We start from the raw sequence: 19,536 nt of genomic DNA on the forward strand, positions 1-19,536 counted from the left end.
TCCAACGGCCGCCCGATCGGCACCACGCCATTGAGACCACCGGAGTCACCCACCTCGTGCTGCGTCGCACACAAGGTCACCTCGGTCGGCCCGTAGAGGTGGCGTACCACCACACCCGGGTTGGCCTCCAGCACCCGCCGCACCGACCCGGCCGGCACCACATCCCCGCCCGTCAACACCTCCATCACACCGGCGAAACAGCCCGGATCCTGATCCGCCAGCACCCGCAGCAGACCCGCCGTCACATGCACATGCGACAAGCCGTGACCGGTGATCAGACGACGCAACACCGCCGCGTCCACCGCCTCGTCCGGCGCCACCACGACCGTGCCACCCGACAGCAACGGCACCCACAGTTCATAGGACGACGCATCGAACGCGTGCGGAGCATGGAACAGCACCCTCGGCGTCGCCCCCCAGCACCGGTCCCGGGCCAGCGCCACCACGTCCCGGTGCGTGGCCACCACACCCTTGGGCACACCCGTCGAACCCGACGTGTACATCACATACGCGGCCGCCGAGTCCTCCACAACCGGAAGCAGCCCCCCGTCCGAAACAGCAGCCACGGACACTTCCGCGATCCCGAGGTCCTGCCCGGCCGACGCCTCGCTCACCAGGACCAGTCCGGCGCCCGCGTCCGCGACCACCGCACGCATCCGCGCCACCGGCCACGTCACATCCAGCGGCAGATACGTACCACCGGCCTTCAACACGGCCAGCAACGCCACCACCAACTCCGCCGACCGCTCCATCAACACCGCGACAGCCGACTCCCGCCCCACCCCCGACGCCACCAGAGCCCGCGCCAACCGGTCCGAGCGCGCGTCCAACTCGGCGTACGACATCCCGGCATCGCCGCACACCACGGCCGGCGCCTGCGGATGCGCCGCCAGCCGTTCCGCGAACGCCTCCGGCAGCGACATGCCGCGCATCGGCACCGCGGTGTCGTTGAATTGCTCCACCAGCCGGGAAAACTCGTCCGGGCCCAGGACATCGGCCGAGCCGATGCGCATGTCGGGGTCGTCGGCCATCGCCGTCAGCACCCGCACCATGCAGCCCGCGATCCGTTCGACCGTGCCCGCGTCGAACAGGTCCGCCGCCCCCGTGACCACGCCCCGTAAGCCCGCCGGGGCGCCGTCGTCGAAGGCCTCGCCCAGCGACACCTCCAGGTCGAACTTGGCCGTGACACGGCCGAACGAGAGCGTGTCACCGCGCAGGTCGTGGAGGTCGGTCGGTGCCCCGGCGTCGAGCGGTGCGAGGACGACCTGGAACAGGGGGTGACGCGCCAGGGAACGGGTGGGGGCGAGTTCCTCCACGAGGCGCTCGAACGGCACGTCCTGGTGGCCGAAGGCGCGCACGGCCGTGGTGCGCACCCGGTCGATCACCTCGGCGAACGTCGGGTCTCCGGCGAGGTCGGCCCGGACCACCAAAGTGTTGACGAAGAAGCCGATCAGGTCGTCGAGAGCCTCGTCGGAGCGCCCCGCGGTCGGCGTCCCGATGGGAATGTCGTGACCGGAGCCGAGCCGCGACAGCGTCACGGCGAGCCCGGCCTGGAAGACCATGGACGGGGTGGCGCGGTGGCGGCGGGCCACCGCGGCCAGCAGGGCGTGAGTGCGGGCGGGCAGGCCGATCGCGACCGCGTGCCCGCGGTGGGAGGGTGTCACCGGGCGGGGCCGGTCGGTCGGCAGGGCCAGCTCCTCCGGGGCTCCCGCCAGGGCGTCACGCCAGTAGGCGATCTGGCGGGAGAGGACGCTGCCCTCGTCGGCCCGGCTGCCGAGGAGTTCACGCTGCCACAGGGTGTAGTCGGTGTACTGCACCGGCAGCGGGGCCCAGTCCGGGGCCCGGCCCTGGCTGCGGGCGGTGTACGCGGTCGCCAGGTCGCGGGTGAACGGGCCGGCCGACCAGCCGTCGGTCGCGATGTGGTGGACGACTGTCACCAGTACGTGCTCGTCGGGAGCCACGGCGAACAGCCATGCCCGTACGGGGATCTCCGTGGACAGGTCGAAGGTGTGGGCCGCGACGCGCGCGACCGCGCCGGGCAGGTCTCCGGCGTCGATCCGGCCCGTCGGCAGGTCACCGGTCGCCTCGGCGGTCGGCAGGGCCAGGACCGGTTCGTCCCAGCACAGTTCGTCCATCGTGTACAGCCGTTGGTACCGCGTACGGGCTTCGCCCCCGGTCACCTCGACCACGGGCAGTTCCCAGTCCAGTTCGGCGGCGGGCACGATCCGCTGGTGGGGTTCGCCGTCCACCTCGGGGAAGACGGTGCGCAGGGCTTCGTGCCGGGTGACGACGTCCCGCAGCGCGGCGTCCAGTGCCCGCCGGTCCAGATCTCCGGTCAGCCGCAGGACGGTGGGGCTGTTGTAAGTGGCGCTGGGCCCCTCGATCCGCCATTGCAGCCACAACCGCCGCTGAGCGAACGACGCGGGAATCATGTGAACCCCTTTCCTTCAGCGCATCGGGCGCAGCGCGGGCCTGGTGCTCCCGGTCCGGCCACCGTGCTCGGCAAGCCAGGCCGCGAGTGCGGCTGGTGTAGGAGTCGCGAACAGTTCCTCGATCGGCAGTTCCGCACGCAGCGAGGTACGGATGCGGGCGATGAGCCGGGTCGCCAGCAGGGAGTGCCCGCCGAGTGCGAAGAAGTCGTCGTCGACCCCGACGGACGGCAGGCCCAGCACCTCGGCGAAGGCCTGGCAGAGCAGTTCCTCCTCGGGGCCGGCCGGGGCACGGCCGCCGCCCGCGGTGTACGCCGGCGCCGGCAGAGCCCTGCGGTCCAGCTTGCCGTTGACCGTCAACGGCAGGACGTCCAGCACCACGAACGCCGAGGGCACCATGTACGACGGCAGCCGCTGCGCGGCGAACCCACGCACCAGCTCGGACAGCCCACCGGCGTCCACGCCCTCACCGGGAACGACATAACCCACGAGTCGCCGGTCACCGGGCGAGTCCTCTCGTACGGTCACCACGGCCTGGGCGACGGCCGGGTGGGCCGCCAGTACCGCCCCGACCTCGCCCGGTTCGATCCGGAACCCGCGGATCTTCACCTGCTCGTCCGCACGGCCCTCGAACACCAGCCGGCCGTCCGGGGTCCACCGGGCCCGGTCACCCGACCGGTACATCCGCTGCCCGCCCGCACCGAACGGGCACGCCACGAACCGCTCACCGGTCAGCCCCGGACGACCCGCGTAACCACGGGCCACCTGGGGCCCGGCCACGTACAGCTCGCCCGCCACACCCACCGGAACCGGGCGCAGCCACTCGTCCAGCACGAACACCGACAACCCGGGGAGCCCACGGCCGATCACACTGCCCTGCCCGCTGGTGTCCGGAGACAGGTCGTGATGGGTGACATGCACCGTGGTCTCGGTGATGCCGTACATGTTGACCAGCCGCGGCCCGGAGCCGCCGTACCGCTCCCACCAGCCGGCGAGCCGCGCGGGCTCCAGCGCCTCTCCGCCGAAGACCACCGTACGCACAGCACCGAGCCCACCCTCGCCGTCCGGCAGCGCGGCCGACAACTGGTAGAACGCCGACGGCGTCTGGCTCAGCATCGTCACCCGCTCGCGCTCGACCAGCTCCAGGAACTCCACCGGCGACCGCGACACCTCGAACGGCACCACCACGACCCGCCCGCCGTGCAGCAACGCCCCCCACAACTCCCACACGGAGAAGTCGAAGGCCAGCGAATGGAACCAGCTCCACACGTCATCCGCACCGAAGTCGAGCACCTCCCGCGCAGCGGCGAACAACGCCACGACGTTGCGGTGCGGCACCAGCACGCCCTTCGGGCGGCCGGTCGATCCCGACGTGTAGATCACATACGCCGCCTGATCCGGGCGCGCGGCCTCCAGCGGCTCTCCGCCGGTCTCCTCGTCGGACTCGGGAGCGTCCGTCACCACCACCGGCACGTCTTTCGGCAGGACCGACGCGAAGTCGGCCGTCGTCACGGCGCAGGCGGCCCGCGCGTCGGCCAGCAGGAACGCGATGCGTTCGGCCGGGTGGTCCGGGTCGACGGGCAGATACGCGCCGCCCGCCTTCAGCACCGCCAGCACCGCCACCACCAAGTGGGCGGAGCGCGGCATGAGCACACCGACGATCGACTCCGGGCCCACCCCGCGCCGCACCAGACGCCGCGCCAGCCGGTCGGCACGGGCGTCCAGCTCCGTGTACGACACGGCCACCTCACCCGCCGTCACCGCCGTCGCCTGCGGTGCCCTCGCCACCTGCGCCTCGAACAAGGACAGCAGCGTCGCTTCGGGTACCTCGGTGCCGGGGGCGTGGACCTCGACCAGCAGCCGGTGCCGCTCGTCGGCGGTCAGCAGATCCAGGTCGCCCAGGCGCCGCCCCGGGTCGTCGGCCACCTGCTCCAGCAGCCGGACGAGCCGGTCCAGGAGGGTCTGGACGGTACCGGCGTCGAAGAGGTCGGCCGCGTACTCGACCGTCCCCTCCACACCGGCCGGGGCTCCGCCACCGTCATGACGGTCGGTGAGGTTGATCATCAGGTCGAACCGGGCGGTGTCGGTGCCGACCGGCTCCGGCCGGGTGTCGAGGCCGGGGAGTTCGACGGCCCCGGGTGAGACGTTCTGGAGGCTGAGGCTGATCTGGAACAGGGGGTGGTGGGCCGGGGAGCGTTCGGGGTTGATCACCTCCACCAGGTGCTCGAAGGGGACGTCCTGGTGCTCGTAGGCGGCCAGGTCGGTCTCCCGGACCTGGTCGAGGAGGTGGGTGAAGGCCGGGTTCCCGCCGGTGTCGGCCCGCAGGACCAGCGTGTTCACGAAGCAGCCGGCGAGGTCGTCGAGCGCCTCGTCGGTGCGCCCGGCGATCGGGGCGCCCAGCGGGATGTCGGTGCCGGCGCCCAGCCGGGTCAGCAGTGCCGCCACGGCCGCGTGCAGCACCATGAACAGGGTGGCTCCCCGTTCCCGGGCGAGCCGCGTCAGCGCCTGGTGCACAGGCGCCTCCAGCCGGAAGCTCCGCAGGCCGCCGCGGCGAGAGGCCACCGCGGGGCGGGGCCGGTCGGTGGGCAGCTCCAGCCGGACGGGCAGCCCGGCCAACTGGTCCTGCCAATAGCGGATCTGGCGTCCGATCAGGCTGTCCGGGTCGCTTTCCGCGCCCAGCAACCGGTGCTGCCACAGGGTGTAGTCCGCGTACTGCACCTGCAGCGCCGCCCAGTCCGGCGCCCTGCCCCGGCTGCGGGCGGCGTACGCCGTGGCCAGGTCACGTGCCAGCGGGCCCACCGACCAGGCGTCGGCGGCGATGTGGTGCACGACCAGGACCAGTACGTGCTCCTCCGGCCCCTCGGTCAGTAGTTCGGCCCGCAGCGGCACCTCGCGGCTGAGGTCGAAGGCGTACCGTGCGGCGGCCTCGAGCTGCCCGGGCCCGCTCGCCCGGGTGGTCTCCAGCCGGGGGCGCGCCTCTTCCGGGGTGAGGATCCGCTGGCGGGGCGCCCCGTTTTCGTCCGGGAAGACGGTGCGCAGTGCCTGGTGGCGGGCCACGACGTCACCCAGCGCCGCCTGGAGGGCTTCTCGGTCCAGCGCCCCGGTGATCCGCAGTCCCAGGGGGACGTTGTAGGTCGCCGACGGGCCCTCCAGGTGGTGCAGGAACCACAGGCGGCGCTGTGCCGGGGACAGCGGCAGGGGGTCCGGGTGCGGTACGGGCCGCAGGGCCGGCCGGGCGGGCCCGCCCCTGTCCAGCCAGGCGTCCAGGGCCGACACCGTGGGCGCGGCGAACAGCGCCTTCATCGGCACCTCGGCGCCCAGGGTGGCCCGGATGCGGCTGATGAGCCGGGTGGCCGGCAGCGAATGCCCGCCGAGGGCGAAGAAGTCGTCGTCGACCCCCACCCGGTCCAGGCCGAGCACCTCGGCGAACAGTCCGCACAGGATGGTCTTCCGCGGGGTGCGCGGCGCGCGATCCGAGATGGGGAACACGGGTGCGGGCAGCGCACGCCGGTCGGCCTTCCCGTTCGCCGTCAGCGGCATGGCGTCCAGCGGCATCACCGTCGCGGGCACCATGTGTGCCGGCAGAGCGCGCGCGGCGAACCGGCGCAATTCCCGTGGGTCCGCGTCCTGCCCGGGGGTGGCGACCACGTAGGCCACCAGCTGCTGGGGGCCGCCGGGTGCCGTGCGGGGCACGACGACCGCCCGGCCGACCGCGGGGTGCCGAGTCAGTGCGGCCTCGATCTCGGCGGGCTCGACCCGGTATCCGCTGATCTTGATCTGGTCGTCGGCCCGGCCGGCGAACTCCAGTTGCCCGTCGGCGGTCCACCGCACCAGGTCGCCGGTGCGGTACATCCGCTGCCCGGCCGGCCCGAACGGGCAGGCCACGAACTGTTCCGCGGTCAGTCCCGCGCGCCCGGCGTATCCGCGGGCCAGTCCCGCACCGGCGACGTACAGCTCTCCCAGGGTGCCGACGGGGACCGGGTTGAGGACGTCGTCCAGCGCGTACAGGCGGGTGTTGGCGATCGGCCGGCCGATCGGCACCGTGTCGCCCACGGGTTGCCCGGGGGGTATCTCGAAGACGCAGCAGCCGACGACCGTTTCGGTCGGGCCGTAGTGGTTGACCACCACCGTGTCGGGCGCGTTGTCCCGCCAGGCCCGTACGAGGGCACCCGGCAGTGCCTCGCCGCCCACCACCAGCCGCCGGGCCGCGGAGCCCTGCTCGCGGGCCGTGAGCATCGTGGCCAGCAGCGGGAGGTGCCCGGGCACCATCTTGACCAGGCCGAACCCGTCACCGGCGCGCGCCTTCATCAGCGCGGCGAGCCCCTCGGCGCCGCCTTCGGGGCTGATGTCCACCGTGCCGCCGCACACCAGCGGTACCAGCACGCCGGTCAGGGGCAGGTCGAAGGCCATCGACGAATGCAGGGGCGATCGGTCGCCGGGGCGCATCCGGAAGAACCCGGCCGCCCAGAGGGCGTAGTTGGCCAGGCCGGCGTGGGTGACCGCGACCCCCTTCGGGACGCCTGTCGAACCGGAGGTGAACATCACGTAGGCCAGTTGGCCGGGCAGCAGGTCCCGCGACGCGTGCGGTTCTCCGGCCTCGGGGGCGGTCGTTTCGGGGGCGTCCGGGTCGATGAGCGGGACGCCACTCCCCCGCAGGTCGTCGAGGAGCTCCCCGGTGGCGATCAGCGCGGCTGCCCGGCTCTCGGTGAGCGTGAGGTGCGCCCGCTCAGCGGGATGTTCGGGATCCATCGGCAGATACGCCGCTCCGGCCTTCCAGGCCGCCAGCATCGCGGTCAGCAGGAGCGGGCCGCGCGGCAGGCACAGCGCGACCACCGACTCGGGGCCGATGCCGTGGCGGCGCAGCCGCCGGGCCAGTCGGCCGGCCCGCGCGTTCAGTTCCTGGTAGGTGATCTCCGAGGCGCCGCACACCACGGCGATCGCGCCCGGGTCGCGGGCGGCGTGCGCCTCGAAGCAGCCCAGCACGGTCCGGCCGCTGTCGCCGGTCCCGGTGCGGTTCCACGTCACGAGGACCTGCCGCCGTTCGTCCTCGTCCAGGGCGTCGATCCGGTCGGCGTACTCGTCGGCTGGTGCCTCGGCCAGCCGGCGGAGCACCGTGCGGAACCGGCGGGAGATCTCCGCTCCCGCTCCCGGCGCGTGCCGGTCGGGGTTGGTCTGCACGATCGTCCGGAGGCCGCCGTCCGTCTGGTCGTACATGTCGATCGTGACGTCGTCGACCGGGCCGCTCGACAGGCCGGTCCGCGTGGCGACGGCGTCCGCGAACCGCAGCGGCCGGTTCAGGAACATCAGGTTGACGCTCAGGTCGCGCAGCCGGCCGCGGCCGACGAGTCCCAGGTCGGCGAGGATGTTCCCGTACGGGTAGCGCTGGTGCCTCAGGCAGTCGGACACCGCGCCGGCGGTCCGCCGCAGGAGTTCGGCGACGGTGATGCCGCGGTCGACGGCCAGTCGGAGCGGCACCACGTTGGAGGTCATGCCGGGGATGCCGAGTTCCCCTCTGGTGGTCCGCCCGGTGACGGGGACACCGAGGACGACGTCGCGCGTTCCGGTCGAACGCTGCCGGTACAGGGCGGCGGCCGAGAGGGCGAGTCCGGCGAGGCTGGTGCGCAACCGGCGTGCCGCCGCCCGCAGGTCGGCGGCCGCGGCCGCGTCACTGTCGTGCACGTGCAGCAGCGGCGGCCCGGGAAGGTCCCGGGTGCGGTCTCCTCGCGCGCCGTCCGGGTCCGGCAGGTCCGACAGCGACTCGCGCCAGAAGGCCCGGTCCCGTTCGTATGCCGCCGACCGGAGGTAGGAGCTGTCCGCGTCGTGCAGTACGGACCACGGCTTCAGCGCGCCGTCCGTCGGTTCGCGCCCGGCCGCGAGCGCCGTGTAGACGTCCGCCACGCGGGCGGCGAACGTCGAGAGGCTCGTCCCGTCGAGGACGATGTGGTGGGCGCGCTGGTACCAGACGACCTGGTCCGGCCCCAGCCGGAACACGGCGTGGGCGGACAGCGGACCGGTGAGGAGGTCCGCCGGACGGTTCAGGTCGGCCGACATCCACTCCTCGGCCGCCGCGCGGGGGTCCTCGGCGGCGCTGAGGTCGGCGACGTGCACGGGAAGGTCCGCCGCGTCGTCGACGTACTGCCGGGGTGCCCCGTCCCGCAGCCGGAACCGGAGCCGACAGGTCTCCGCCTCGCGCACGGCATGCCGCAGCGCCGACAGGAGGAGCTCGATGTCCACGTCACCGCGGATCTCCATGTACTCGGCGACGTTGTACACGCTGCTGCCGGGTTCGAGTTGCTGGGCGTACCAGATGCCGAGCTGGCCGGACATCAGCTCCCGAAGGTCCTGTCGACGCATCGTCCTCCCCCCTCGAAGGCCTTCAGTCGGCTGTGAGTTCGGCCAGATGGGTGGTGAGCCCGGCGATGGTGTCGACGTCCCAGAGCAGGACGGGTTCGACGACGAGGCCGAGGTCGTCCTCGATGTCGCCGCAGAGCGCGAAGGCGTACACCGAGTCCAGTCCGTAGTGCGGCAGCGGAACGTCGGCGTCGATCTCTTCGGCGGGCACCTTGGCGTAGTAGGCGACGCGTTCGACGAGCCAGGACCGGATCTTCCCGGGCGTCGGCCGGGTGGCCGGCGGGTCGGAGGCTGACAAGAGGGTCCCTCCCTCGGCCCGGCGGGGCGCCAGGCGGCCGATGCGGAAAGTGCGCGGGGACTTGGATGAGCATCAGGGGCTCACGGCGCCCAATATGGCTCAGCCCCGAGCAGCGGATCAACCGTCGGCCGGGCCTACTTGGACGCCGTCGGCGCGCGTCCAACTGAGGGCGTTACCGCAGTTGGACGGGTGGACAGGGGGTGTCCAGGCCGACGCTTCGCACCCACTGCACCACGCCGGGGCCGCGTGCGATAGTGAGCCGCCCCGAAGACCAGGACGCAGCGGAACGGCACTGCCCTGCGCCGACGAGGAGGGAGAGGTGGCATGGGCTACGCCGCGGGCCGACGCGCCACGCACTTCGTCACGGTGGGCGGGGTCCGGCTCGCCTACGAGCGTTCGGGCCAGGGCGAGCCGGTGCTCATGATCATGGGATCGGGATCGGCCGGCCACGCCTGGACGATGCACCAGACACCGGCGCTGCACGCGGCCGGCTACGCCTCGGTCGTCTTCGACCACCGCGGCATCCCGCCGTCCGACGCACCACCGGGCAGGTACTCGCTCCTGGACATGACCGCCGACGTCAAGGGCCTGATCGAGGCGCTGGACCTGGCTCCGTGCCGGGTCGTCGGCACCTCCCTGGGGGCGATGATCGCGCAGGAGCTGGCGATCGGCCATCCCGAACTCGTACGGTGCGCCGTGCTCATCGCCACCCGGGCCCGCGAGGACGCCGCGCGGCGGGCCCAGACCCAGGCGGAGATCGCCCTGGTGGAGAGCGGCGTGCGGCTGCCGGCCGGGTACGAGGCCGCGACGACGGTGTTCAAAATGTTCTCGCCGGTCACGCTCAACGACGACGGCGCCGTGACCGCCTGGCTGGACATCTTCGAGTTGTCCGGGGGCGGGGACGCTCAGGCCCGGCATGCCTGGGCCGACCTCGCCGACGACCGCCGTCCGGCGCTGCGCGGCGTGACCGCGCCCTGTCGGGTCGTGACTTTCGCCGACGACCTCATCACTCCGCCGCACCTGGGCGCGGAGGTCGCCGAGGCCATCCCCGGCTGCGATCTCGTCGAGATCTCCGGCTGCGGGCACCTCGGGTATCTCGAACGGCCCGATGTGCTCAACGCGGCGATCATCGAGTTTCTCGACAACCACTGAGGAGTTTCTCCGTGACCCCAGGACACGACCCGACCATGGGCACGATCGGATTGCGCGTCGAAGGGTTGGTGGATCCGCAGCGGGTCAAACCCGGCACGTTCAAGCGCATCATTCCCTACGCCATGCGCTACCGCCGGGCACTGGCCATCGTGATGCTGGCGACGATCGTCGACTCAGTCATCACCGTGTCGATCCCGCTGATGCTCAAGATGATCGTCGACGACGGCATCGTGGCCGGCAAGGCCTCGGTCGTGTTCGGTCTCGCCGGGCTCGTCGCGGGCCTCGCCCTGCTGAACGTGGTGGCGATCTACATACAGGCCTGGTTCTCCGGCCGGGTCGGCCAGGGCCTCATCTTCGACCTGCGTACCAAGGTCTTCGCGCACATCCAGCGGCAGCCGGTGGCGTTCTTCACCCGCACGCAGACCGGTTCGCTGGTCAGCCGGATCAACACCGACATCGTCGGTGCGGAGCAGGCCCTCACGACGCTGCTCTCGCAGTCGCTGTCCACCATGCTGACGCTGATCCTGGTGCTCGGCGCGATGTTCTACCTGTCGTGGCCGATCACGCTGGCGGCGCTGGTGATGATCCCGCTGTTCTTCATCCCGGGGAAGATCATCGCCCAGCGGATGGAGAGGCTGGCCCGCAGCGGTATGCAGAAGGACGCCGAGCTGGGCTCGATGATGACCGAGCGGTTCAACGTCTCCGGCGCGATGCTCGTCAAGCTCTACGGCCGACCCGAGGAGGAGTCCGCCGAGTTCTCCAAGAAGGCGCGCCTCGTGCGCGACATCGCCATCTCGATGGATGTGCACGCCCGTCTGCTGTTCATTCTCGTCACCCTGCTCACCACGGTCACCACCGCCCTGGTCTACGGCTTCGGCGGCTGGTTCGTCATCGACGGCCAGATCCGGATCGGCACGCTGGTGGCCATGGTCGCCCTGCTGATGATGCTGTACAGCCCCATCAACCAGCTGACGAACATTCAGAGCGACATCATGACCGCGCTGGTCAGCTTCGACCGCGTCTTCGAGGTGCTGGACCTCCAGCCGCTCATCACCGAGCGGCCCGAGGCGCGCGCACTGCCGGCCCGGGTTTCGGAACACCGGAACGGCGTGGCGCCCCACGTCGAGTTCGACAGCGTCGCCTTCCGCTACCCCAGCGCCGAGGAAGTGTCCCTGCCCTCCCTGGAGTTGCTGCCGCTGCGCAAGAGCGAGCACGGTCCGGGCGCGCTGGTTCTGAACGACGTGAGCTTCCACGCCCCGGCCGGGCGGCTCACCGCGCTGGTCGGGCCGTCCGGGGCCGGCAAGACCACCATCACCCAGCTCGTGCCGCGGCTCTACGACGCCACCTCGGGATCGGTGCGGATCGGTGGTCACGACGTCCGTGACCTGACCCTCGACTCGCTGGGCGACACGGTCGGCGTCGTCACGCAGGACGCGCATCTGTTCCACGACACCATCCGGACCAACCTGCTCTACGCGCGCCCGGACGCCACCGAACCCGACATCGTCGAGGCGTGCGAGGCGGCGCTGATCTGGCCGACGATCTCGCAGCTGCCCGACGGTCTCGACACGGTCGTCGGTGACCGCGGCTACCGGTTGTCCGGCGGCGAGAAGCAGCGGCTGGCCATCGCGAGGCTGCTGCTCAAGTCGCCGCCGATCGTCGTCCTCGACGAGGCGACCGCGCACCTGGACTCCGAGTCCGAGCTGGCCATCCAGCGGGCGCTCAAGGCCGCTCTGACCGGACGGACGTCACTGGTCATCGCACACCGCCTGTCCACCATCCTGGACGCCGACCAGATCCTCGTCATCGACGGGGGACGGATCCAGGAGCGCGGCACCCACGAGCAACTGCTCGCCCATGGCGGGCTCTACGCCGAGTTGTACCGGACCCAGTTCGCCCACCAGCAGGGCCGCAGCCCCCAACCAGCCGAAAGTACGGCCGCCGGCAACGGGAACCGTGCTTTGGACTGATGCTGGAAAAGGCGGGGAATTCGAGGATGGGGACATGCCTCACGCAGACGCCCCTCCCGCACTTCACGCAGAGGGCTTGACGAAGAAATACGGCCGCCGCGGCAGGCTGGCCCTGAGCGACGTCAACCTCACCATCCCCGCCGGCCGTGTCATCGGCTTGGTCGGCCCGAACGGGGCCGGTAAATCCACCCTGCTGCACCTGGCCTGTGGGCTGACCGAGCCGACCTCCGGGTCCCTGGCCGTGCTGGGATCCCGTCCGGCGGCCAATGCCTCGCATCTGGCCCGGGTGGGGTTCGTCGCTCAGAACACGCCGGTGTACGGCTCGTTCACCATCGCCGAGCACATGAAGCTCGGGGCGAAGATGAATCCGAGCTGGGACCCGGTCCTGGCCGAGCGGCGTATCAGCCAGGTGGGGCTGAACCCGGAGCAGAAGGCAGGGCAGCTCTCGGGCGGTCAGCGGGCGCAGCTGGCGCTGACCATCGCGGCGGCCAAACGCCCCGAGCTGCTGATCTTCGACGAGCCGGCGGCGGCCCTGGACCCCCTGGCGCGCAAGGGGTTCCTCCAGAACCTGATGGAATTCGTCCTGGAACTCGGCGCCAGCGCCGTGCTCTCCTCGCATCTCCTCGGTGACGTCGAACAGGTCTGCGACTACATCATCGTGCTGTGCGACTCGCGGGTACAGGTCGCCGGTGACACCCGGGACCTGCTGGCCGGCCACGCACGACTGGTCGTGCCGCGCGGCGAGTTCGACCATCCGCCCGCCGGGGTCGAGGTGATCTCGATCGAGCACAGCGGCAAGCACAGCAACGCGATCGTCCGCACCAGCGGCGCGCCCGGGGAACTGCCCTACCAGGCGGAACCCGTCACGCTCGAGGAACTCGTCCTCGCCTACATGACCCGGGCGGCCGCCGTGCCCGCCGCCCGGACCGAAGCCGCAGCCTGGGGGGCCCCGCGATGATGTGGCTGAGCTGGCGGCAGTTCCGCGTCCAGGCGCTGGTCGGCGCCGGTGCGCTCGCCGTGATCGCCATGTACCTGGTGTATCTCGGCGGGGACATCCGTGACGCCCATGACGTCTACCGAGCCAACTGCGAGAACTCGGCCAACTGCGCGCAGGCGCGAGCCCAGTTCCGCAGCGCCTACCAGAACACGCTGCTGTTCATGGCGACCGGACTCGCCCTGATCCCTGCCCTCATCGGCACCTTCTGGGGCGCTCCCCTGGTCGCCCGGGAACTCGAGAACGGCACCCACCGGCTGGTGTGGAACCAGAGCGTCACCCGGCCGCGCTGGCTCCTGAGCAAGATCCTGCTCATGGGCGCGGCCGCCGTGGTCGTGACCGGCACTGCCGCGGCCCTGCTGACCTGGGCGGCCCGGCCCTTCGACAATGTGGTCAAGGAGCAGTTCGACACGTTCGTGTTCGGGGCGCGCAACATCGCCCCGATCGGCTACGCCGCGGTGGCCTTCACGCTCGGCACCGTGATCGGGCTGCTGCTGCGCCGGACCCTGCCGGCGATGGCGGTGACGCTCGTCGTCTTCCTCGCCTTCCAGTTCTTCTTCCCCAACGCGGTGCGGCCCAGCCTCATGCCGCCGGAGAAGGCCACGTTGCAGATGACGGAGCAGGCCATCAACCAGGCGCAGAATCTCGGCAGTCTCGGTGGCGGTTCGGTGATCGGCGGGGTGAAGATCCCGGGCGCACCCGACGCGTGGATCGCCGAGACGAGCCCGCTGCGCACCGCGGACGGGCAGACATTGAGCGGGACCAAGTTCAACGACTGCCTCGACAGCCCGCCCAAGACAGGGGCCGGCGGCACCTTCGGCGACACGGCGGTGTGCCTCGCCAAGCAGAACCTGCATGTCGATGTCCTCTACCAGCCGCGCAGCCGTTACTGGGCCTTCCAGGGGCTGGAGACCGGGATCTATCTGGTGCTCAGCGTGCTCCTCACCGCCTTCGGTCTTTGGCGAATCCGGCGACGGGTGAGCTGACCCCCGTCTCGACCGCCGCCGGTACGGGCGCCGCCGGGAATTCTCCCGGCGGCGCCTTTTTCTGTTGCGCGGCGCGTTTCCCCAGGTGTCCAGCCACGGGAAATCGTCCAGCCTTTGGGGGATGCCGGATCTGTGGAACGCTGACAAAAGAGTCACCAGCGCAATGATCACATCGGTGCGTTCCGGGAGGCCGAATGAGCACAGCACAGCACGAGGAATTCGACGTGGTGGTCGTGGGCGGTGGCCCGTCGGGGTCGACATTGTCGTCACTGGTGGCCATGCAGGGGCACCGCGTCCTGTTGCTGGAAAAGGAGAGCTTTCCCAGGTACCAGATCGGCGAGTCGCTTCTTCCGTCCACCATTCACGGCATCTGCCACCTGCTCGGCGTCACCGATGAACTCGCCGCGGCAGGATTTCCCCACAAGCGCGGCGGCACCTTCCGATGGGGCGCGAACCCCACGCCGTGGAACTTCTCCTTCTCCGTCTCGTCCAAGGTCTCCGGACCGACCTCGTTCGCCTATCAGGTCGAGCGGAGCAAGTTCGACAAGATCCTGCTCGACAACGCCGTCCGCAAGGGCGTCGACGTCCGCGAGAACCGCACGGTGACCGAGGTCGTGGAGGGCGACGACGGGCGGGTGAGCGGGCTGCGGTACACCGACCCGGACGGCACCGAGCGCGAGGTGTCGGCGCGGTACGTTGTGGACGCCTCGGGCAACACCAGCCGCATCTACAAGCGGGTCGGCGGCTCGCGGAAGTACTCGGACTTCTTCCGCAGCCTGGCGCTGTTCGGGTACTTCGAGAACGGCAAGCGGCTGCCGGCACCGAACACCAACAACATCCTGTGCGTCGCGTTCGGCAGCGGATGGTTCTGGTACATCCCGCTCAGCGACACACTGACCAGCGTCGGCGCCGTCGTCCGCCGGGAGGACGCGGCCAAGATCCAGGGTGACCCGGAGGCCGCGCTGCGCAACCTCATCGCCGAGTGCCCGCTGATCCAGGAGCACCTGGCCGACGCCACCCGTGTCACGGAAGGCCAGTACGGCCAGATACGGGTGCGCAAGGACTACTCCTACCACCACACGAACTTCTGGCGGCCGGGCATGGTGCTGGTCGGCGACGCGGCCTGCTTCGTCGACCCGGTGTTCTCCTCTGGAGTCCATCTGGCCACCTACAGCTCGCTGCTGGCGGCCCGCTCCATCAACAGCGTCCTGGCGGGGAAGATCGGCGAGCAGCGGGCCTTCGACGAGTTCGAGGCGAGGTACCGCAGGGAGTACAGCGTCTTCTACGAGTTCCTGACGTCGTTCTACGACATGCACGTCGACGAGGACTCCTACTTCTGGTCGGCGAAGAAGGTCATCAACAGCGACCACGCCGAACTGGAGTCATTCGTCGAGCTGGTGGCGGGCATGTCCAGCACCGACTTCGACCTCTCCGACGCCGAGTCGGGCGCCCTCCGGCTCAAGCAGCGGTCGGCGGAGTTCGCCGACGCCATCGACAGCCTGGTCGACCAGCGGGAGGAGAGCATGGCTCCGCTGTTCCGGTCGTCGGTGGTGCGCCAGGCGATGCAGGAGGGTTCGCAGGTGCAGACCCGGGCCCAGCTGGGCGAGCACGCGGGCGATGACGTTCCCGTCTTCGACGGCGGCCTCGTCGCCTCGTCCGACAGCATGTTCTGGGAGGAGCCGGATCCGGCCTGACCGTACGGCACCCGCCCCGCGGACGACGTGGAGGGCCCCGCTCGTGGGAGCGGGGCCCTCTGCGTCGTCGCGGGGGTTCAGCGCACCGCGTCCGCGCTCTCGAACTCGATGAACTCGGCCAGCCGTGCGATTCCCTTCTCGATGTCGGTGTGGGTCAGATAGCTGGTGGAGAGCCTGATGGTGTGGCCGCCGCCGCCCTGCGGATAGAAGTACGACATCGGCGTCCAGATGACCCCGAAGTCCTGTGCGGAGCGGGCCAGTGCGGCGTTGCCGGCACGGAACGGCACTTGGAGCGTCAGGAAGAAACCGCCGCTGGGCTCGTTCCAGCTCACCTGCAGTCGGCTCCTGCGCTCGGCCGGGAACTCCCGCGCCAGGCACTCCAGGGTGAAGCGCATGGCTTCCCCGTAGTGGGCGGCGGTCAGCGTGTTCAGCTCCGAGACGCGGCCGTCGCACTCCAGCAGGGCACCGGCCACCGCCGCCTGGCTGAGCGGCGAGGTGTTCACGGTGACCATGCTCTTGATCTTGGCGATCTGGTCCGCCAGGAGAGTCGTGCTGCCGTCCGGCGCCAGCACCGGCTGGTCCGCCACCGCGAACCCGATGCGTGCCCCGGGGAAGACGGTCTTGGCGTACGAGCCGAGGTGGATCACACGCCGGGTCCGGTCGAGGGACTTCAGCGACGCCACCTGTGCGCCAGGGCTGACGTGCCGGTACGGGCTGTCCTCGAGGACGAGGATGTCGAGCCGCTCGGCCAGGTCCACGAGGGCCAGTCTGGCCTCCAGCGGCATGCTGACGCCGGACGGGTTCGAGTGGTCCGGCACCAGATAGACGGCCCGCGGACGTCTGCCCCGCGCCCGCTCCGCCGCGACGGCGGCCTCCAGGGCGCCGCACGACAGTCCGTTCTCGCCCTCCTCGACGGCGGTCAGCCGGACGTCCAGCAGCCTGGCGGCCCCGGTGATCCCCACGTAGCAGGGGCTGGAGACCAGCAGCACGTCGTCCGGCCCGGACATGAGCGCACGCAGCGTCAGGAACATCGCTTCCTGGCAGCCGACCGTGACCACGATCGACTCGGGCGGCACGTCGATGTCCTCGTCCACCCGCAGGGAGTGGGCGATCAGCTCGCGGATCAGGCCCGCGGACGGCCCGTACTGGAACAGCGCGTCGCGCACCTGCGCCTGCGAACGGCCCTGCTCGGTCAGGTGATCCATGTAGCGGCGCAGGTAACCCATGACCTGATCGGTCTCGAAGAACCCCGCGTACGGTCGGCCGGGGGCGAAGGACACCGCCTCGGGGTAGCGCAGCGTCACCTCGTTCAGGAAGTTCATGGTGTCCATGACCGGGTCGGCGACGCTCGGATGCAGGTCCGCGATCCGCAGCGCTGCCCCGCCCCCGGTCTCGGTGTGCCCGTGCGCCGCGGCCGTCGCGGTGTCCGGGCGAGGAGCGCGCGGGGCCGGGCGGACGAGATCGGGGCCGATGTCCGCGACGGTCTTCAGACCGGCCAGCGACATGGCGTCGGTCAGTTCCTCCAGGAGAACGGAGAAGACGCCGGTCACCCCCTCGGCTCCGCCGGCCGCCAGGCCGTGCAGCACCGGGCGCCCGATGAGGACCGCGTCGGCGCCGAGCGCGAGCGCCGCGAGAACGTCCCGGCCCCGGCGCACCCCGCCGTCGAGGAGGACGGGGAGGCGGCCGCCGATCGCCGCCGTGACCTCGGGCAGGACGTCGAGCGTGGCCGGCACGCCGTCGAGCTGCCGGCCTCCGTGGTTGGAGACCACGATGCCGTCCGCTCCGGCCTCGGCCCCGCGTACCGCGTCGGTTCCGGTGAGGACCCCCTTGATCAGGATCGGCAGTGTGGAGACCGAGCGCAGCCAGTCCAGCACCGACCAGTCCAGGTCGGGATCGAACTCGGCACGCGAGTGCGCGGCCGGCGCCGCGAAGCCGTCACCCGCGAGGTTGGCGGGGATCATGCCCGGGGGCAGCCGGAAGTCGTTGCGCAGGTCCCGCAGCCGGCGGCCGAGGCGGGGCGTGTCCACGGTGAGGACCAGCGCCTCGAAGCCCGCGTTCTCGGCCCGCTCGATGAGGCCGCGGGTGACCGAGCGGTCCCGCATGCAGTACACCTGCAGCCAGAGGGGGGTGGTGGCCTCGGCGGCGATGTCCTCGAAGGTGCGTCCGGCGAAGGTACTGATCACGACCGGGACCTTGGCGGCCGCCGCTGTTCCGCGGACGGTGGCCTGCTCGCCGAGCGGGTCCGCGAGCGTGTGGTAGGCCACCGGGGCGACCGCCAGGGGCGCGTCCCAGGTCCGGCCCAGGATCCTGGTGGCGGTCTGCGGGCTGCCCGCCCCTGTCAGCACCGACGGCCGCAGCAGGACACGGTCGAACGCCGCGGTGTTCGCGGCGAGGGTCCGTTCCTCTCCGGCGCCGCCTTCGATGAAATCCCAGACCGCGGGATCCAGCCGTTCCTGGGCACGTAACGCGAATTCACCGAGCGACAGTTCCATCAAGGCCCCACTTCACGGCTCACGACGAGATATCTGCGGCGGTGCCTCATGCCAGGTGGGCGGTTTCCGCCGCCTGCTGGCGCTCCACGGCTTCGTACAGGGCGTGGATGTTGTTGCTGCCGAACGTGTGGGCCCCGCGGCGGTCGATCAGTTCCCAGAACAGGGTCCGCCTCGGGTGCGTCGACTCGGTGAAGATCTGCAACATGACCCCCGACGGGTCGCGGTCGGCGAGGATGTGGAGCGCGCTGAGCTCCTCCACCGGCACGCCGATCCGGCCCAGCCGCGCGGGCAGCATCTCATAGTAGCTGGGCGGCGTGGTGAGGAATCGCACCCCGCGTTCCCCGCAGGCGCGTACGGCGACGGCGATGTCGTCGGTGAGGAACGCGACGTGCTGCACGCCGGCCCCGCCATGGGACGCGACGAACGCGTCGATCTGGCCCGGGTCGCGGGTGGCGTCGGGCTCGATGATCGTGAAGGTGACCGTCTCGGACTCGTTCTGGACGACTTTGGAGTCCATGGCCTGCGAGCCCACGACGATCCGTTCCTCGAACGTCTGGGTGAGGCCGAAAGCCTCCTGGTAGTGGCGGACCGTCTCGTCCAGCTCACCGGCCGGCACGCACACCGCGAAGTGGTCGACCCGCTTCAGCATGCCGCCGGGCTCGTGGGGGACCGTCTCCTCGATGACGGGCGCGAACGGCCCGCGGGGGTTCTCCCGGGAGACGAAGCGGTGCTCCACGTCGCCGAACCCCGTCACCGACGCGAAGGTGACTCGCGCGCCGACGGGCCCGAACTCCTCGGGCGGGGCCGTCGGGACGGCTCCGCGCGCCACCGCTTCGGCGAACGCGGTGTGCGCGTCGTCCACGCGGATGCCGATCACCGCGACGCCATCGCCGTGCAGGCGAACGTACTCGGCGGCACGATGGTCGGCGCCGGAGGCCGTGGTCAGCAGCAGGGCGATGTCGTTCTGACGCAGCAGGACCGATTCACAGCCCTTCAGGCCGGTCGCCGCGCCGCCGCGGCCGGCGAGCGTGAAACCGAAGGAGTCGCACAGCTGACCTGCCGTCTTTTCCGCGTCCTCGACAAACAATTCGACGTGATCGATCGATCGTATCTCCATGGCCGCCTCCGTAAAGCTTCGTAGTGTGGACACTTCTCGGGGTCGCGCCCTTC

General features: G+C 71.0%; 10 protein-coding genes. 5 read left to right on the plus strand and 5 right to left on the minus strand.

Annotated elements, in window-relative coordinates; all coding sequences use genetic code 11:
- The 3 genes from ACZ3I3_RS35145 to ACZ3I3_RS35155 all read right to left on the minus strand — a co-directional run.
- A partial coding sequence (locus ACZ3I3_RS35145; RefSeq protein WP_467371758.1) for a condensation domain-containing protein occupies positions 1-2,432 on the minus strand: 2,432 nt, incomplete at its 3' end.
- Positions 2,433-2,447: 15 nt separating this feature from the next.
- Complete coding sequence (locus ACZ3I3_RS35150; protein WP_467371760.1) at positions 2,448-8,783, minus strand: amino acid adenylation domain-containing protein; 6,336 nt, start codon at positions 8,781-8,783, stop codon at positions 2,448-2,450.
- A 22-nt stretch (positions 8,784-8,805) separates the two neighbouring features.
- Entirely contained in the window at positions 8,806-9,078 is a 273-nt protein-coding gene (locus tag ACZ3I3_RS35155; RefSeq protein ID WP_467371762.1) for an acyl carrier protein, read from the minus strand.
- A gap of 324 nt (positions 9,079-9,402) precedes the next feature.
- Here ACZ3I3_RS35155 and ACZ3I3_RS35160 point away from each other — a divergent pair, with 324 nt between their 5' ends.
- From ACZ3I3_RS35160 to ACZ3I3_RS35180, 5 genes are all read left to right on the plus strand, one after another.
- Positions 9,403-10,230, plus strand: a complete 828-nt coding sequence (locus ACZ3I3_RS35160) for an alpha/beta fold hydrolase (RefSeq protein ID WP_467371764.1) — start codon at positions 9,403-9,405, stop codon at positions 10,228-10,230.
- A gap of 11 nt (positions 10,231-10,241) precedes the next feature.
- Complete coding sequence (locus ACZ3I3_RS35165) at positions 10,242-12,200, plus strand: ABC transporter ATP-binding protein (protein WP_467371766.1); 1,959 nt, start codon at positions 10,242-10,244, stop codon at positions 12,198-12,200.
- 76 nt (positions 12,201-12,276) lie between these two features.
- A complete protein-coding gene (locus ACZ3I3_RS35170; RefSeq protein WP_467371768.1) occupies positions 12,277-13,158 on the plus strand; it encodes an ABC transporter ATP-binding protein in 882 nt (293 codons plus the stop codon).
- Positions 13,155-14,180, plus strand: coding sequence for an ABC transporter permease subunit (locus ACZ3I3_RS35175; RefSeq protein WP_467371770.1), 1,026 nt, complete (start codon positions 13,155-13,157; stop codon positions 14,178-14,180). Before ACZ3I3_RS35170 ends, ACZ3I3_RS35175 begins: the two co-directional genes overlap by 4 nt.
- A 194-nt stretch (positions 14,181-14,374) precedes the next feature.
- Positions 14,375-15,874, plus strand: coding sequence for a tryptophan 7-halogenase (locus ACZ3I3_RS35180; RefSeq protein WP_467371772.1), 1,500 nt, complete (start codon positions 14,375-14,377; stop codon positions 15,872-15,874).
- Positions 15,875-15,951: 77 nt separating this feature from the next.
- Here ACZ3I3_RS35180 and ACZ3I3_RS35185 read toward each other — a convergent pair whose 3' ends face one another.
- Together ACZ3I3_RS35185 and hppD are read right to left on the minus strand one after the other, a co-directional pair.
- Positions 15,952-18,366, minus strand: a complete 2,415-nt coding sequence (locus ACZ3I3_RS35185) for an aminotransferase class I/II-fold pyridoxal phosphate-dependent enzyme (RefSeq protein ID WP_467371774.1) — start codon at positions 18,364-18,366, stop codon at positions 15,952-15,954.
- A gap of 46 nt (positions 18,367-18,412) precedes the next feature.
- Positions 18,413-19,483, minus strand: a complete 1,071-nt coding sequence (hppD, locus tag ACZ3I3_RS35190) for a 4-hydroxyphenylpyruvate dioxygenase (protein ID WP_467371776.1) — start codon at positions 19,481-19,483, stop codon at positions 18,413-18,415.
- Between the last annotated feature and the right edge of the window lie 53 nt (positions 19,484-19,536).

It is taken from the genome of Streptomyces sp. NPDC016851, from assembly GCF_055562795.1.

Coding starts and splice junctions, on each gene's coding strand:
- ACZ3I3_RS35150 (WP_467371760.1), bottom strand. CDS start 8,783: ATGCGTCGACAGGACCTTCGGGAGCTGATGTCCGGCCAGCTCGGCATC.
- ACZ3I3_RS35160 (WP_467371764.1), top strand. CDS start 9,403: ATGGGCTACGCCGCGGGCCGACGCGCCACGCACTTCGTCACGGTGGGC.
- ACZ3I3_RS35175 (WP_467371770.1), top strand. CDS start 13,155: ATGATGTGGCTGAGCTGGCGGCAGTTCCGCGTCCAGGCGCTGGTCGGC.
- ACZ3I3_RS35180 (WP_467371772.1), top strand. CDS start 14,375: ATGAGCACAGCACAGCACGAGGAATTCGACGTGGTGGTCGTGGGCGGT.
- ACZ3I3_RS35185 (WP_467371774.1), bottom strand. CDS start 18,366: ATGGAACTGTCGCTCGGTGAATTCGCGTTACGTGCCCAGGAACGGCTG.
- hppD (WP_467371776.1), bottom strand. CDS start 19,483: ATGGAGATACGATCGATCGATCACGTCGAATTGTTTGTCGAGGACGCG.